Origin of the sequence: Salipaludibacillus sp. HK11, assembly GCF_047795645.1 — a bacterium.
Classification (GTDB): Bacteria; Bacillota; Bacilli; order Bacillales; family Salisediminibacteriaceae; genus Salipaludibacillus.
In genome coordinates this window covers 2,083,285-2,099,014 of sequence record NZ_CP181045.1, presented here as the reverse complement: position 1 = coordinate 2,099,014, position 15,730 = coordinate 2,083,285, and the positions used below count along the sequence as shown (strand labels likewise).

At 38.3% G+C, this 15,730-nt stretch carries 17 protein-coding genes and 1 other annotated feature; of the genes, 16 read left to right on the top strand and 1 reads right to left on the bottom strand.

Annotated elements, in window-relative coordinates; all coding sequences use genetic code 11:
• The first annotated feature begins 38 nt into the window (after positions 1-38).
• From ACM26V_RS10445 to ACM26V_RS10370, 16 genes are all read left to right on the top strand, one after another.
• Positions 39-1,106: a hypothetical protein gene (locus ACM26V_RS10445; RefSeq protein WP_416151355.1), complete on the top strand. Its 1,068-nt coding sequence runs from the start codon at positions 39-41 to the stop codon at positions 1,104-1,106.
• An 89-nt stretch (positions 1,107-1,195) separates the two neighbouring features.
• On the top strand, positions 1,196-2,632 hold the full coding sequence (aspA, locus tag ACM26V_RS10440) for an aspartate ammonia-lyase (RefSeq protein WP_416151354.1): 1,437 nt from the start codon (positions 1,196-1,198) through the stop codon (positions 2,630-2,632).
• 114 nt (positions 2,633-2,746) lie between these two features.
• On the top strand, positions 2,747-3,313 hold the full coding sequence (locus ACM26V_RS10435) for a Maf family protein (protein WP_416151353.1): 567 nt from the start codon (positions 2,747-2,749) through the stop codon (positions 3,311-3,313).
• A 78-nt stretch (positions 3,314-3,391) separates the two neighbouring features.
• Positions 3,392-4,072 (top strand): RadC family protein, encoded by a 681-nt coding sequence (gene radC, locus ACM26V_RS10430; RefSeq protein WP_416151847.1) that lies wholly within the window; start codon positions 3,392-3,394, stop codon positions 4,070-4,072.
• 252 nt (positions 4,073-4,324) lie between these two features.
• Positions 4,325-5,365: a rod shape-determining protein gene (locus ACM26V_RS10425; protein WP_416151352.1), complete on the top strand. Its 1,041-nt coding sequence runs from the start codon at positions 4,325-4,327 to the stop codon at positions 5,363-5,365.
• Positions 5,366-5,378: 13 nt separating this feature from the next.
• Entirely contained in the window at positions 5,379-6,263 is an 885-nt protein-coding gene (gene mreC / locus ACM26V_RS10420; RefSeq protein ID WP_416151351.1) for a rod shape-determining protein MreC, read from the top strand.
• Positions 6,263-6,787 carry a rod shape-determining protein MreD gene (gene mreD / locus ACM26V_RS10415; protein ID WP_416151350.1) on the top strand — a complete coding sequence of 175 codons (525 nt, stop codon included), beginning with the start codon at positions 6,263-6,265 and terminating at the stop codon, positions 6,785-6,787. Before mreC ends, mreD begins: the two co-directional genes overlap by 1 nt.
• Positions 6,788-6,832: 45 nt before the next feature.
• Positions 6,833-7,531 (top strand): septum site-determining protein MinC, encoded by a 699-nt coding sequence (gene minC / locus ACM26V_RS10410; protein WP_416151349.1) that lies wholly within the window; start codon positions 6,833-6,835, stop codon positions 7,529-7,531.
• Between the two features lie 76 nt (positions 7,532-7,607).
• Entirely contained in the window at positions 7,608-8,408 is an 801-nt protein-coding gene (gene minD / locus ACM26V_RS10405) for a septum site-determining protein MinD (protein WP_416151846.1), read from the top strand.
• A gap of 247 nt (positions 8,409-8,655) precedes the next feature.
• Positions 8,656-9,483, top strand: a complete 828-nt coding sequence (locus ACM26V_RS10400) for a peptidoglycan DD-metalloendopeptidase family protein (RefSeq protein ID WP_416151348.1) — start codon at positions 8,656-8,658, stop codon at positions 9,481-9,483.
• Positions 9,476-10,315, top strand: coding sequence for a M50 family metallopeptidase (locus ACM26V_RS10395; protein WP_416151347.1), 840 nt, complete (start codon positions 9,476-9,478; stop codon positions 10,313-10,315). Before ACM26V_RS10400 ends, ACM26V_RS10395 begins: the two co-directional genes overlap by 8 nt.
• A 95-nt stretch (positions 10,316-10,410) precedes the next feature.
• On the top strand, positions 10,411-11,928 hold the full coding sequence (locus tag ACM26V_RS10390) for an Rne/Rng family ribonuclease (protein WP_416151346.1): 1,518 nt from the start codon (positions 10,411-10,413) through the stop codon (positions 11,926-11,928).
• 63 nt (positions 11,929-11,991) lie between these two features.
• Positions 11,992-12,072 (top strand) — a sequence feature (ribosomal protein L21 leader region).
• Positions 12,073-12,084: 12 nt separating this feature from the next.
• Positions 12,085-12,393 carry a 50S ribosomal protein L21 gene (rplU, locus tag ACM26V_RS10385; RefSeq protein ID WP_416151345.1) on the top strand — a complete coding sequence of 103 codons (309 nt, stop codon included), beginning with the start codon at positions 12,085-12,087 and terminating at the stop codon, positions 12,391-12,393.
• A 16-nt stretch (positions 12,394-12,409) separates the two neighbouring features.
• Positions 12,410-12,742 (top strand): ribosomal-processing cysteine protease Prp, encoded by a 333-nt coding sequence (locus tag ACM26V_RS10380; protein WP_416151344.1) that lies wholly within the window; start codon positions 12,410-12,412, stop codon positions 12,740-12,742.
• A 20-nt stretch (positions 12,743-12,762) separates the two neighbouring features.
• Entirely contained in the window at positions 12,763-13,056 is a 294-nt protein-coding gene (gene rpmA / locus ACM26V_RS10375; protein ID WP_280769758.1) for a 50S ribosomal protein L27, read from the top strand.
• A gap of 155 nt (positions 13,057-13,211) precedes the next feature.
• Entirely contained in the window at positions 13,212-13,952 is a 741-nt protein-coding gene (locus ACM26V_RS10370) for an MBL fold metallo-hydrolase (RefSeq protein WP_416151343.1), read from the top strand.
• Between the two features lie 188 nt (positions 13,953-14,140).
• On the opposite strand, the gene ACM26V_RS10365 is transcribed toward ACM26V_RS10370, so the two are convergent.
• Positions 14,141-15,496, bottom strand: coding sequence for an IS1182 family transposase (locus ACM26V_RS10365; RefSeq protein WP_416147931.1), 1,356 nt, complete (start codon positions 15,494-15,496; stop codon positions 14,141-14,143).
• Positions 15,497-15,730 lie beyond the last annotated feature (234 nt).

The following is a 15,730-nucleotide window of genomic DNA, read 5'->3' as shown; positions in this document are numbered from 1 at the left end:
TAGTAAAGCCTGTTCCGAAAAGAAAGGAGCGATTTATTATGAGGAAAGAAAAGGAAGTTCTCGTTCGTTTAGATGGTAAATATAAAAGGATTCAAGATCATCTCATAAAACCTGAACGTCAAGAAAAGATAGAAACGCAATTAGTAAAAGATGATGACTCACAGCAAAACGAGGAACAAAAAGTTATCGACTTTAATAAACGTCGCAAGCTTTATGAAGAGGAAAATGCTCCTTTTTGGGACGACGGGAGAAGTGAGCGTAGTCCTAAATTGCCTCCTTCTAAAAGAAAAAACAATAAACAAAGTTGGGATAAATTTTCTTTAGATTATTTTAAAAATAAAGTATTTCTGTCAGTCTCTGCTGCGATTCTAGTCGGTGGAGCATTTGGAATGATGTTATTATCATTATTTACAGGCAATGACACAACTGTTGGACAAGATCAAGCAGTCACATCAAATGAAATTGGGATTTCTGATTCTGCGGTGGGGGTAGCTAATGGACAATCTCCATCAAATCTTTCCTCTCTTGATGCACATGTCGTCCAAGCGGGTGCTTTCTCAACGATTGAAAAGGGAGAAGAAATGGCTACCTTGATTAAAGAAAAAGGTTTTCCTTCTTTATTATTTGAAAACGATGGCACTCATTTTTTATTTGTAGGAATGGGCCTCGCGCGGGAAGAGGCTGAAGTCTTAGCGAACCACATAGAAGATCAGGGGCAAGAAACGTATGTAAAACCTTTTGAGATTTTGAATGATCAAATAGAAGTTCCTGAAGATATTCACACCTTTGTAACGAAGGGAGTAAATTGGATGGCCCACGCTTCTAATATAGCTGTTCAAGATATTGTAGGGGAGGCACCTTCTGATGAGGCTGTTACGGAGCTTTTCGATGCAGGACAAGCTTGGCAGGATGCTTACGATGAGATGGATACAACAAATGAGGAGATTGCCGCGCTCTCTTCGCAGTGGATGGACGCAAGCCAATCAGTAATGGCTGTTTATTCATCAAACCTCTCAACTACTGAGTTTGCCTGGGAAATGCAAGAATCTCTATTGAATGGGTTAATTATTTATCAACAGCTAATCGTTACTCTCGAAAAAGCTTAATTTTCTATAACTCGGAACTCTTTTGTGCATCTTAAATAATGATAACAAAGAGAGAGATAACGTACGTTAGTGTCGGAAAGGGGTCGGATATGAATAGATCATCTTCAGATAAAACGAGAATAGAACGAGATCTAATGGGGGAGAAACAATTACCAGCCCATGCGTATTATGGGATTCAGACAATCAGGGCTCAAGAGAACTTTCCAATAACAGGATATCCGCCCCACAGTGAATTAATTAAAGCGTTTGGCTATGTGAAAAAGGCTGCAGCAAAGGCAAATGCAGAAGTAGGTATGTTAAACAAAGGCATTGCAGGAGCGATCATAGAAGCAGCTGATGATGTCATTGATGGCAAGCTAAATAGCGAATTTATCGTCGATAGCATTCAAGGTGGAGCAGGAACGTCGTTTAACATGAATGCAAATGAGGTCATTGCGAATCGGGCGATTGAAATATTAGGTGGTCAAAAGGGAGAATATATGAAAGTAAGTCCCACCACCCACGTTAATATGGCGCAATCAACAAACGATGCGTTTCCAACAGCGATTCATATTGCATGTCTTCATTTATCAACCGGATTGATTACTGCTTTAACTGATTTAGTAGCTACAATGGAGAAGAAAGAACTTGAATTTGATGAAGTTATTAAAATGGGAAGAACTCATTTGCAGGATGCTGTTCCAATTCGTTTAGGGCAAGAATTTGGCTCATACAGACGATTGCTTTCAAGAGATCTTACTCGCATAAAACAATCTGTTGACCATCTTTATGAAGTCAACTTGGGTGCTACCGCAGTTGGAACTGGATTGAATGCAATGCCAGAATATATTGATAAAGTTACAAAGAACCTCGCAGAAATGACCGGAATGCCAATTCATCGAGCGGAGAATTTAGTTGATGCTACGCAAAACACAGATGCCTACACCATGCTTTCAAGTACGATGAAAATACTGGCGATCAATCTATCTAAAATCGCCAATGATCTTCGTTTAATGAGTTCAGGACCACGAACTGGGTTGAATGAAATCAACTTGCCACCAAGACAGGCAGGGTCTTCTATCATGCCAGGAAAAGTCAATCCTGTCATGTGTGAAGTAATCAACCAAATATCTTTTCAAGTGATTGGGAACGATCACACGATTAGCCTCGCATCGGAAGCTGGGCAATTAGAACTTAACGTGATGGAACCTGTATTGGTATTAAATTTATTACAGTCATTTACAATTTTACAAAATGGAATAAACGTATTCGAAAAATTCGCGATTGATGGTATTGAAGCTAATATTGATCGTTGTAAAATGTTGGTAGAAAATAGTGTTGGAATTATTACGGCAATTAATCCTCATGTTGGCTATGAGACTGCCGCCCGCATTGCTAAAGAAGCGATTACATCAAATCGTCCTGTTAGGGAAATCTGTCTGGAACGAGGGATTTTATCAGAAGAAGAGTTGGATCGAATTCTTCATCCGAAAGAGATGACCAATCCAGGAATTGCAGCAAAAGAACTGATTTTTGGAGAAGAATAACTGGAAATTCCGATTAATTAACTTGATTGATAAGGAAGAGTCAAGTAGAATTAACTTAGTTTCTTCCTTATCTTTCTAGTATATAAATTTCTGTTATAAAGGAAGTGGACTCGCATGAAACCTTTCGTATTAGCCTCTCAATCCCCACGAAGAAAAGAACTCCTAGAACAAATTGGACTTTCATTTACGGTCATCCCAAGTGAAGTAGAAGAAAAAATAGTTGAAACAGACACGCCTGAAGAGGTAGTTGCTTCGTTAGCGTATCAGAAGGCAGAAGATGTGTTTAGCCGAAACGAAAATAAGCTTATTTTAGCAGCAGATACGATTGTCGTGATTGATAACATCATCCTAGGAAAACCGACTGACAAACATGATGCTAATAAAATGCTCCAATTACTCTCCGGTAGATCTCACCACGTATTAACAGGTGTCACTTTGCTTTCGCAAGACAATAAAATGACATTTGTTGAAAAGACACGGGTTTATTTCTATCCGCTCACATCGGAGGAGATAGTTGACTATATCGATAGCGGTGAACCATTTGATAAAGCTGGAGCATATGGGATTCAAGGTCTAGGAGCAACACTTGTGGAAAAAATTAACGGGGACTACTTTACAATTGTCGGGCTTCCAATCGCAAAGGTTGTGCGTGCTTTAAAACAATTTAATAACAATCGATGATCTCCTTTGACGCGGTGAATATCTTAATACACCAAAACAAGAGGTGATCAGAAAAAGGAGGATTTATTCTGTATGACGATGTCAATGATGATCAGAGACGTCCCTAAAAGTGAAAGACCAAGAGAACGATTGGTAAGAGATGGTCCCCAAGCTTTATCAAATCAAGAGCTAATTGCTTTACTACTAGGTTCAGGGACGAAATCAGAGTCGGTACTGCAACTTGCGGCAAGAGTGATTCAACATTTTGACGGATTGAAACTTTTGAAAGATGCTTCCATCAAAGAGTTAATGGATATTCGTGGAATTGGTGAAGCAAAAGCTGTTCAGCTCCGAGCAGCGCTTGAGTTAGGTAAACGAATTCAACAATTTCCCGCAGAGGATCGTTACGTGATCCGTTCCCCAGAAGATGTCTCTCATTATATGATGGACGAGATGCGTCACCTCAATCAAGAACACTTCATCGTTCTTTATTTAAATACGAAAAATCAAATTATCCACAAAAAAACTATTTTTATAGGAAGCCTCAATGCGTCGATTTGCCACCCGAGAGAAATTTACAAAGAAGCCTTTCGTTACTCAGCAGCCTCGATCGTCTGCCTACATAATCACCCCTCCGGCGATCCCGCACCAAGCCAAGAAGATATAGACGTAACAAAGCGATTAACTGAGTCCGGAAAAATGTTAGGAATTGAACTTCTCGATCATGTTATCATCGGTGATCAACGGTTTTGTTCTTTAAAAGAAAAAGGTTACGTCTAACTAAAAAGCATATTTCCCTACCTAAGTGATGTTCCTTTCGACTAAAATCTGTTACTATAATCTGAATATGTACATGAATTCAAGGTTGTGTTAGGATAAAATAAGGATTTTTGTGTGTATCTGTGAAAAAGCTACTCATAAGAGCAAAGATTGAGTATAATTATTCTTATGAGACTTTATCATGAAAATTAGGATTATTATCTAACTAATGAGACAGATGAAAGTTTTTACGAACGAAGGGAGATTACATAGATGTTTGCAGGTTTTTCAAAAGATTTAGGAATTGATTTAGGGACAGCTAATACACTAGTTTACGTAAAAGGAAAAGGGGTCATTCTCCGAGAACCTTCCGTAGTTGCGATACGCTCAGATTCAGGAAATATAGAAGCGGTAGGAAATGATGCGAAAAATATGATTGGTAGAACCCCAGGAAATATTGTTGCGATTCGTCCAATGAAGGATGGCGTAATCGCTGATTTTGATACAACAGCGACAATGATGAAACATTTTATACAACAGGCTCTGCGCAATCGCTCTATTTTCACAAGAAAGCCGAATGTGATGGTATGTGTCCCATCTGGAATTACTGCCGTTGAAAAACGAGCAGTAGAAGATGCGACAAAGCAAGCTGGAGCAAAGGAAGCATACACTATTGAGGAGCCATTTGCTGCAGCGATTGGTGCGAACTTACCGGTTTGGGAACCAACTGGAAGTATGATTGTCGACATCGGTGGGGGAACTACGGAAGTCGCAATTATTTCTTTAGGCGGCATTGTAACAAGTGAATCAGTTCGAGTTGCTGGTGATGAAATGGACGATGCAATTATTCAATATGTCAAAAAGACGTATAGCTTGATGATCGGTGAGCGTACGGCAGAAGCGATTAAATTTGAAATTGGTAGTGCTGGAAATCCAGATCCTAACGAGGAAATGGATATCCGTGGACGTGATTTAGTCTCTGGTTTGCCGAAGACAATTACGATTCATTCAGATGAAATTACAAGAGCACTAGCAGATACCGTGACACAAATTATTCAAGCAGTAAAAGATACGTTAGAACAGTCACCGCCAGAATTAGCAGCAGACATTATGGATCGGGGAATAGTGTTAACAGGTGGAGGAGCACTCCTACGAAACCTTGATAAAGTGTTGAGTGACGAAACGAATATGCCAGTGCTCGTGTCCGAAGATCCGTTGGATTGTGTAGCTATCGGAACAGGGCGCGCATTGGAAAATCTTCATTTATTTCGGTCAAAAGCAGGAATTACAGTTCGATCAAATAGAAAAGGGTAAGTAGGTGTCGCACATGTCTCCATTTTTTTCGAATAAGCGACTGATCGTCTTGTTAGTTTGTATGATTATCCTTGTCGCATTAATTGGCTATTCGATCAGTGACCGCAGAGCTTTATCTTGGCCAGAGCAAATTGTTACGGATACAGTCGGTTCGGTGCAGTCAGCTTTTTCAAGACCCGCTCATTTTGTAGCGGGTTTCTTTGAGAACGCGAATGATATGAGAAACTTATATGAAGAAAATCAAGTATTGAAATCTCATCTTGATGAGTACGCTTCGTTACAAGTTGAATTGAGCCAATTGCGAAGACGAAACGAGGAATTAGAAGGTGCGATAGGGTTATTGGATGATCCAGATTTAATGGATTATACTGTTCGATCAGCTCTCGTTATCCATCGCTCTCCAGACCGATGGAATGAACAAGTTGGTATTAACAAGGGAGCACAGGATGGTATTGAAGAAAATATGGCTGTGATAACTTCTGGAGGGCTTATTGGTAAAATTGCTCAAGTTTCTCAGTTCTCATCTTCTATTCAGTTACTCAGTGATCAGGATGTAACGAATCGGATTTCAGCTATGGTTCTCGCAGACGAAACGATTGATGGCTTCATCGAAGGTATCGATCACGAAAGCGGGTATTTACAGTTTACAATGATTGATATTAACGTGGAACTTGAAACAGGGCAAACCGTTGCAACTTCTGGTAAAGGCGGTGTATTTCCACAAAATCTTGTAATTGGGGAGATCGTTGACTATGAATATGATGAGTTCGGCTTGACGCAAACTGCGTATGTCGAGCCATCTGCAAATTTTTATCATCTTGATTATGTGATGGTAGTCGAACGCAGTGCACCGACGATTGAGGATGAAATTAATCCTGATGTTGAGGACGAAGACTGATGATTATTCGCTATTCTACATTCATTGTCCTGTTTATTCTGTTTATAATAGAAGGTACAGTCTATCAAGTTTTTGCACCTGATTTTTACGGGGTCGCATATCAACTGATTCCAAGATGGATGTTTATGCTCATCTTGGTAGCGGGGATATATCGCGGTAGAGGCTATGGTCTCTTGTACGGAATTATCTTTGGTATTTTCTATGATATTATTTATTCACAAGTTCTTGGTATTTACACGTTTGGTATGGGGTTACTTGCTTACCTTTTATGTAATCCCCTGCCTTATATTAAGAAAAATATTTTTGTTGTCATATTAATGGTAACTTTTGGAGTTGCCCTACTAGAATATTATGTCTATGGGATGATGTTGTTATTAGGAAATACAACGCTTCTTCACGAAACATTTCTCTCTGTACGGTTTATACCAACAATGATCATGAACTTCGTTATCATAGCTGCACTTGCTTTTCCATTGCGATTATGGTTTCAGTATTCAGAGCGGAAAATGCAAGATCTCAACTAGACAAATGAATGGTATATGTTAATGATTGTGAGGTGAGAAGGTGCTATGACGAGCAAACAAAAGAAAGCTCAGCATGTTATTATAAAAGGGACAAAGGATGGCTTGACGTTTTTATTAGATGATCAATGTTCTTTAGACGCCTTAATTTATGAATTGAAAGATAAACTCTCGGACCGTCCAGATACGAATTACAATGGTAGCCAGGGTCCGGTTAAAGTAAAAGTCCTTATTGGAAAAAGGTATTTAGATCAATATCAAATAGAGGAACTTGAAAGTCTTTTCTCGAAAGAAATGAATGTGATTATTGATGATGTAGAGTCTGAAGTTATCACAAAAGTAGAAGCAAATGAAGTGAAGCAAAACAACGATATCACTAGAATCGTCAAAATGATTCGATCTGGTCAAGTGTTAGAATTAAAGGGAGATTTATTGCTAGTTGGGGATGTAAACCCAGGTGCTACTGTTAAAGCAACAGGTAGTATCTACATATTAGGAAGACTACGAGGGGTTGCTCATGCTGGGTATACAGGCAATGATGAAGCGATCATCTGTGCCTCTTCCATGACACCATCACAACTAAGAATTGCTTCGATCATTCGCCGTCCTCCAGAAGATAATGAGGAAAAAGAAACAAAGCAAGACGAAATGGAATGCGCTTTTGTAAATGGGGAAAAAGAAATGATTATTGAGAAATTGCAAAAACTTTCTAACATTCGTCCAAATTTATCAATGGGTATAGGATAGGGTCATAAGTTTTAGAGGGATATGATATTTCTAAACGAATAATGTTAAAATGGAATGGAAGAAGGGGGAGAATGATGTGGGAGAAGCGATTGTTGTTACATCTGGAAAAGGTGGCGTTGGAAAAACAACGACGACTGCCAATCTTGGAACCGCACTTGCACTTTCTGGGAAGAAAGTTTGTTTAGTAGATACAGACATTGGATTACGGAACCTTGACGTTATTATGGGGTTAGAAAATCGTATCATCTATGACCTCGTTGATGTTGTTGAAGGAAACTGCCGACTTAAGCAGGCACTCATTAAAGATAAGAGATTTGATTGTCTTTATCTTCTACCAGCTGCCCAAACAAAGGACAAGTCTGCTGTTGAACCTGAACAGATAAAAGTACTTATTGATGAACTAAAGCAAGAATATGATTACATTTTAATAGATTGCCCCGCGGGGATTGAACAAGGGTACAAAAATGCGGTTGCAGGCGCAGATCAGGCGATCGTAGTGACAACACCGGAAATATCGTCTGTTAGGGATGCAGATCGTATTATTGGTTTATTAGAAAAAGAAGAGAATGTTGCCCCCCCTAAATTGGTAATTAATCGAATACGTAATCATATGATGAAAAATGGAGACTCAATGGATGTAGAAGAGATTGTTTCGATTTTGGCGATTGATTTATTAGGTATTGTTGTCGATGATGATGGTGTCATCAAATCAGCCAATAACGGAGAACCAGTTGCACTTGATCCAAAGTGTAAAGCATCTATTGCATACAGAAATATTAGCAGAAGAATCATAGGAGAGACGGTACCTCTTATGTCTTTGGAAGACCAAACAGGTGTATTTGTGAAAATGAAAAAATTTCTCGGTATGAGAGGTTAGGAAAAACAACGACAAATCGTCGTTGTTTTTTACTTGTAATAATAACAAAAACATTTTGCCTCACATATTTGTATGTTGCGAATACAATACCATAACCCCCTTATATTAATATATTTCCCCTCTTTTTTTTGAAGAGGGATTTTTTGCGTTCATATACAATATATGTTTAGCCATTTTAAGTTCTAGCAAGGGTGGACAAGACATAAATATGAACTATGACGAAACTATTGACGAGGATGAGTGACATATGGCAGACAGAATATCAAAATTAAAAAAACAAATTGAGGCGAAAAGACGTAGGCGAAATATACAAAAAACGCCAGAAAGACCTAGGGAAAGGCTTCGTAGTGACGGGTATCCTATGTGGGGAATAAAACATGATGAGGAACGCGAAGAAACAGTTTATTCGTTTGACTCATCAAAAGGTCTTCCAGCACCGAAGCGAAAGCCTGAACCATTTTTTCGAAAAGATATTTTTATGATGCAAACTCTTGCTAGCATTTGTTTATTTTTAATAATGGCAATTGTATTGCAATCAAGCACCGGTGTATTGGAACAACCAAGGAATTATATTCGCTCGGTTTTTGAAACGGAGTTTGAATTTGATCGTGTAGCTTTGTGGTATGAGGACCTTTTTGGGCGTCCACTAGCTTTAGTTCCAACGCAAATGGAATCGGTAGCACCAGGAGACATGGATGAAGATTTACTTGAACAATATGCGTTACCTGCATCAGGTATCGTTCGAGAAACATTTCATGAAAATGGACGAGGTATTTTTGTTGAGACAGATGTGAATGAATCTGTTGAAGCAGTTAAAAGCGGTGTCGTCCGATTTATAGGGGAAGATGAAGAAAATGAATGGGGAAAGGTGGTAGTTATTCGTCATTATGATGGTGGAGAATCTTGGTATGGAATGTTAGAAGATATCCACGTTAATTTGTATGATCATGTAGATACAGGAGAAGTATTAGCGCAAGTTTCACATGAGGAAGATTCAGCAGTAGGAGTGTACTATTTTGCATTGAAAGAGGGGGACTCTTTCATTGACCCAATTGAAGTGATCTCCGTTGATTAGTTTATTTAGGAAGATTAAAATTCACCCTCTCTTTTGGATGATTTTAGGTATCGGTGGTATTACAGGGCTATTTAAAGAAATTATAATGGTTTTTGTCATAGTGTTGATTCATGAATTGGGACACGCTTTCATGGCGCACAGATTAGGGTGGCGTATTCGCCAAATTTCGTTACTTCCATTTGGAGGAATGGCAGAAATGGATGAGTATGGGAATCGTCCAGTAAAAGAAGAAATTCTTGTGACAATCTCAGGGCCGCTTCAACACATTTGGTTGATGGGATTAAGTTACCTGCTAGTAACGATGCCAGTCTGGTCAGCAGGCGACCATCGCATGTTCCTGTTTCATAACATGACGATATTATTGTTCAACTGCTTGCCTATTATGCCATTAGATGGAGGCAAGCTTATTTTTTCGTTAAAAACGCTATTTTTACCGTTTCAGAAATCATATCAATTTAGCTTTACATTATCGTTTATGGTATTATTGGGACTAACTTATGGAAGTTTATTTCTCCTTCCCTTTCATTTGAACCTTATTTCAATTATTATTTTTTTATGGATTCATTTATATTTGGAGTGGAAACAACGCCATTATCATTTCCTTCGTTTTTTATTGGAAAGAAAAAGGATTCAAGTAAAAAGACCAATAAAATATATTCGCGTATTACCTTCGACTACGGTATCTGAAGCAATGAAAAGGGTATATCGAGAGAAAAGTGTCGTGTTTTTGTATACATTGGACTCATTAGAGGTAGGTGTGCAAGAGGAGAGATTATTACGAGCATTTTTTGAGACAAACAACAAACATCTTCCACTTCATAAGATTGCTTAATTCTTCGATTTTATCAAAGCTCAAAGCGAGCCTTTCTAGACTAATGAACGTTACTTAAAACAAAGAATGTTCTCCAACAAGGAGGAGTTAACAGTATGCGGAAAATTATACTTCACAGATGGATGAATGTTATCCGAGGCGCGATTGTAGAAGATGAAAAAGTAGTGGAGTGGTTATTTGACACAAAACTCGAAGGTCCACAACCAGGAACGGTTATAAGAGGTAAGGTGATCGATATCCTGCCAGGAATTGATGCAGCATTTGTCGATATTGGTTCTGATAAAAACGGATTTTTATATAAAAAAGAACTTGTTGCTTACCATCATTTTATGACGATAAATGATTCAGATACTCCAGTTAAAGAACCATCGATTACATCTCTTGTCACAAAAGGTCAGTGGATCAATGTACAGGTGAAAAAAGAGGAAACAGGATCAAAAGGAGCTAAATTAACGGAACTATTATCATTCCCAGGGAAATATCTTGTGTACTTACCAGAAGCAGATTATATTGCTGTATCTAAAAAGATGAAGACAGATGACATTCGTGACAATTGGAGAAAGAAAGCACGTGAATGGGTGGAGAATCATGAGGGTGTGATTATTCGTACATTGGCTGATGAAGCTAAAGAGGAATTGGTTCACGAAGAATTTATCCGATTAAAAGAGATGTACAGCAACATTTTTAACAGTGGAGGTAATTTGCCTAATAAAGTGGCTACTTTGTATAATGAATCCTCTATACTGGCTAGGATAACAAGAGATTTTATTATGGATGATGATACAACAATTGTCGTTGATAAATTAGAGGACTTTCAGTACATAAAAAGGCAACTTTCCAATTTGCACTCATCTAAAGTTGAGCTTTATCAAGGAAAAGAGAATATTTTTTCTTTTTATGAATTAGATAAATTTCTAGAGAAATCAGTGAAGCCATTTGTTTGGATGAAGAATGGTGGTTCTTTACATATTAATCATACTGAGGCGATGACGGTAATCGATGTGAACTCTGCTAAATATACCGGTAAGCAAGGGCTGAGAGAAACGGCTTTAGCTATTAATATACAAGCTGCAAAAACGATTGCTGAGCAACTTCGCCTTCGTGACGTTGGTGGCATGGTAGTGGTAGATTTTATTGATATGGATTCTGATAAAGACCGCGCTAAGGTTACACAAATGTTAAGAACCTCTTTACAAAAAGATCGAACGATGACAAACGTCTTAGGTTTTACGAAACTAGGTTTGCTCGAGATGACGAGGAAAAAAACGAGGAAACCTTTGCTCGAAACGACTCATACGACGTGCCGATCTTGTAATGGTACAGGGCAAGTAAGAAAAGCAGAAGAAATAGCGAGGGATTTAGAAGAAGAACTGTTTGCGATGAGATATCAAGAAGATGGTGCTTTTCTGATAGATATCGAAGAAAGAGTAAATGAATTGTTTGCAGATAATGGCCAGTCTCGTTTATTAAAACTAGAAGAGTTATTGTCTAAAAAAATTTTTCTCGTTCCAGTAAATGATCGAGAATATACGATTCGATTTATGGGTGGTTTAGAAGAAGCCCGTAAGCGTTGGAATGAACGAACACAAAGTGCTGTTCATAAACAAGGATGATCCCATTGACACGGCATTTTCATGTGTGATATGATGTCCTTTGTTAGTTGTTTGGTTGCGCCCAAAGAGCTACAACCGCACGGAGTAGGTTTTCAAGCTTAATGGTGACATTTTGCACCTATGATGGCGAGTCTTAGTATTGAAGGAGGTGCGCATATGTACGCAATAATTGAAACTGGTGGAAAGCAAGTGAAAGTTACTGAAGGACAAGAAATTACCATTGAAAAACTAGATGTAACAGAAGGTGACACAGTTACTTTTGATCGTGTTCTTTTGGTTGGTGGAGATGAAACAAAAGTAGGTTCTCCATTATTGGAAGGAGCAACTGTTACAGCGAATGTTGTGAAACAAGGCAAAGGTAAAAAGTTGACTGTTTTCACTTATAAAGCAAAAAAGAACTACCATCGCAAACAAGGTCATCGACAACCGTTTACAAAAGTAACGATTGGTAAAATCAACGCATAAAGATAAAGGTGTGCTGATGATGATTACTATCACGTTTGATCGGAATAACGACGGAACAATTCATTCTTTTACGATGTCTGGGCACGCCGAATCAGGTCCATATGGACATGATCTTGTCTGTGCTGGTGCCTCTGCTGTTTCATTTGGAACGGTGAATGCAATTGCTGAACTATGCCAAACAGAGTTACATGTAGAAATGAAGGATGATGGAGGGTTTCTCCGCTGCCGTGTTCCTGAACATTTAAATGATGGCATTTATGAGAATGTACAACTATTACTAAAAGGCATGCTCGTTTCCATGAAAACGATGGAAGAACAGTATCGTCAGTTTATACAAATTAAATCATAAAAGTGCAGGGGGTGAAGACCATGTTTTTAAAATTAAACCTTCAGTTTTTCGCCCAGAAAAAGGGTGTAGGTAGTACAAAAAACGGCCGTGACTCAGAATCAAAACGTCTAGGTACGAAGCGTGCTGATGGACAGGAAGTTACAGGTGGATCTATTCTAGTTCGCCAACGTGGAACGCGTATTTATCCAGGCGTGAACGTTGGAAAAGGTGGAGACGACACATTATTTGCTAAAGTAGACGGCGTTGTGAAATTCGAACGCGTTGGACGTAGCCGTAAACAAGTGAGTGTATATCCTGAAGTACAAGAGGCATAAAGTATATGAAAAGACTCTGATGATTAGAGATAATCGTTGGAGTCTTTTTGTTAAAAATTCTTTTCATATAGAATTACTGAAAGAATTTTACGAACGGAACTTTGTCATAATCAAATGAACAAATTGTAACAATACGAGTACGAGGGGGATACAAGATGAAATTAACCGTGATTGGATTTTGGGGTGCTTATCCAGAAAAAAATGAAGCAACTAGCTGTTTCTTGCTTGAGGAAGAAGATACGAAAATAATCTTAGATTGCGGAAGCGGTGCGGTTTCACAAATACAAAACATTCTTGATCTTCGAGATATTGATGCTGCAGTAATTAGCCATTTCCATCATGATCATATTGCTGATATCGGAGTACTTACATACAGCCGTGTGGTAGATATAAATTTAAAGCGAACAAAAAAGCCATTAAGCATTTATGCACATCGTGAAGAAGATGATTCCTATACTAATTTAGCTAAGCCACCGTATACAGATGTTCAGTCATATGATTCGTCGAATCCGATATACATTGGACCATTTACAATTTATTTTCAAAGGACAACGCATCCTGTTCCTTGTTATGCGATGAAAGTAATTTCGACTAAAACAAATAAGTCTTTAATCTATAGTGCTGATACTACGTATGACGAAAATCTTATTCCATTTTCGTTGGATACAGATTTATTGATTGCAGAATCAAGTTTTTATGCTAATCAGTCTGCAGCGAAATTTGGCCATATGAATAGTGTTGATGTTGCTAAGCTAGCAAATCAATCTCAAGCAAAATCTGTCCTCCTTACTCATTTGCCACATTTTGGCGTTCATCAACAATTAGTTGATGAAGTTACTGAACGATATACAGGAACTGTAGCAATTGCAAAAACAGGCTATAGTGTTACAATCTAAATTAAAAACTGGACTAGTCGATAATCGGCTTGTCCAGTTTTTTTGTCGTGAACTGATTAATAAATCTATCATTCTAAATTTTCTATATGATTCTTTGTAAATTCTACATTTGAATCAATTTCATAATTCACCTTTTTAAAAATTCAAAGACCTGCAGAATTTTAATAATGTCGTTTTTAAAAATTTCTTTAAGCAGCTTGTTGCTGATTTAACAGTAAATTGATACGATCACTTGCTAATTTTGATGCATTATAAATAAGCGTGACGATGTCAAAATGAACTTTTGCGCGTTTTCCCGTTCGATAACGTACATTGTCTAGTTGATAATATTCCTTTAGATAAGCATTGACGCGTTCTACTGCTGAGCGGCGTTTGGATAGATGTTTCCATGCTTTTGAACCACGTGCTGGTGCTGTATATTTTCGGAGGTCTGTCGTGATTTTTACTTTATAAACCTTTTGGCAAATGCCTTCGTTAGCTAAAGGACAGTCGCTACATTCTTTTGGACTTGTGTATTTCAACGTTTCATACTTGGCATCAAAACTATCATAACGATAGGAATGTTCCCTAAAACAGGTTGGGGCAAAGTGTTTATCAAACCCGATGGGTTCTGCTTCATTTTTCTTATTATAAGCAATCACAGATTGGTTTCCCATTCGATGAACTTGTTCATAAATAGGGGCGTAGTCATAGCCTGCGTCCATTGTCTGGTAGGCCAAAGAAGGCAAGGATAGGCATTCATCCACTCCCTTTAATAAAGGAATAGCTGCTTTTCCATCATTCAAACTGCCAGAAGAAAAAAGGGACTGTAAAATGTATTGACTGGATGTACCAACAGCTAAGTGACCTTTGTAGCCGTACCAAAAGACATTTTTTCCTTCGCTGTTCTTCTTTACACCCCATTTAGGGTCTTGAGGAACTTCCGAACGTAACTCATGTAAAGGAACATCCAACTGAGCTTCTATTTTCTTTTCGAAAAGTGGAAGATTTGCTTCCTTTTCTGCTTGTTCCATCAGCCATTGTTCTCGCTCGTCTTTACGTTTGCGCCCACGCTTGTTAGGTTCTGCTTTTGGCTTTTCTTCTTTTGGTGGTGCTTGATCACGTGCTTCAAAATGGGTGGCGTCAATAGCGACCGTGTCATCCATAATAAAGCCTTCCGCCATGGCTTGAAGAACAACTTTCTCTTGTGATTCCTCTAAAACAATAGAGTCATCCAGTTTCGTTATAAGTCGTGAATAGGCAGCTTCAGAGGGAGTATTGTCAGACACAAGAAAACCACAATTCAACTTAAATATAAAGTCATCATTCAAACGTTTTATTAAGTCCTTCATCGTTGGAATGCGCTCAACGATTCGTACAAACATAGAAATAACCATTGCCGCATAATTCAGCTCTACGGGTGCACCAAGTCGGGATTTTTTGGTTATTTCATCGTGGATCGCATCTAAATCTATCGCTGAAATAATCGATTCATAACGTTGGGTAGGTTCCATCTCATATAAGTCTTGAATGCTAAATAAGCTCGTTTGTCGTATAATGGCCATAGGGAGTATTTCCTCCAGTCTTTTTGGTTGTTTTGGTCAACCACCATTATACAGGACTTGGGGAGGTACTTCCTTTTTTGTGTCTCAAACTCCTTGGGACGCAAGGGCTCTAAATTATGAAATTCACTCATTTACAAACTATTAATAAATCATTTACGTAGCGTTTATTCTGCCTTAATAAATAAGAACTATACTAAGTTTGTGGCCAAGAGGTTACATACTAGAAAAAGATAC

Coding starts and splice junctions, on each gene's coding strand:
- ACM26V_RS10400 (WP_416151348.1), top strand. CDS start 8,656: ATGGCAGACAGAATATCAAAATTAAAAAAACAAATTGAGGCGAAAAGA.
- ACM26V_RS10365 (WP_416147931.1), bottom strand. CDS start 15,496: ATGGCCATTATACGACAAACGAGCTTATTTAGCATTCAAGACTTATAT.
- ACM26V_RS10435 (WP_416151353.1), top strand. CDS start 2,747: ATGAAACCTTTCGTATTAGCCTCTCAATCCCCACGAAGAAAAGAACTC.
- ACM26V_RS10380 (WP_416151344.1), top strand. CDS start 12,410: ATGATGATTACTATCACGTTTGATCGGAATAACGACGGAACAATTCAT.
- ACM26V_RS10445 (WP_416151355.1), top strand. CDS start 39: ATGAGGAAAGAAAAGGAAGTTCTCGTTCGTTTAGATGGTAAATATAAA.
- aspA (WP_416151354.1), top strand. CDS start 1,196: ATGAATAGATCATCTTCAGATAAAACGAGAATAGAACGAGATCTAATG.
- mreC (WP_416151351.1), top strand. CDS start 5,379: ATGTCTCCATTTTTTTCGAATAAGCGACTGATCGTCTTGTTAGTTTGT.
- radC (WP_416151847.1), top strand. CDS start 3,392: ATGTCAATGATGATCAGAGACGTCCCTAAAAGTGAAAGACCAAGAGAA.
- ACM26V_RS10425 (WP_416151352.1), top strand. CDS start 4,325: ATGTTTGCAGGTTTTTCAAAAGATTTAGGAATTGATTTAGGGACAGCT.
- rpmA (WP_280769758.1), top strand. CDS start 12,763: ATGTTTTTAAAATTAAACCTTCAGTTTTTCGCCCAGAAAAAGGGTGTA.
- ACM26V_RS10390 (WP_416151346.1), top strand. CDS start 10,411: ATGCGGAAAATTATACTTCACAGATGGATGAATGTTATCCGAGGCGCG.
- rplU (WP_416151345.1), top strand. CDS start 12,085: ATGTACGCAATAATTGAAACTGGTGGAAAGCAAGTGAAAGTTACTGAA.
- mreD (WP_416151350.1), top strand. CDS start 6,263: ATGATTATTCGCTATTCTACATTCATTGTCCTGTTTATTCTGTTTATA.
- ACM26V_RS10370 (WP_416151343.1), top strand. CDS start 13,212: ATGAAATTAACCGTGATTGGATTTTGGGGTGCTTATCCAGAAAAAAAT.
- minC (WP_416151349.1), top strand. CDS start 6,833: ATGACGAGCAAACAAAAGAAAGCTCAGCATGTTATTATAAAAGGGACA.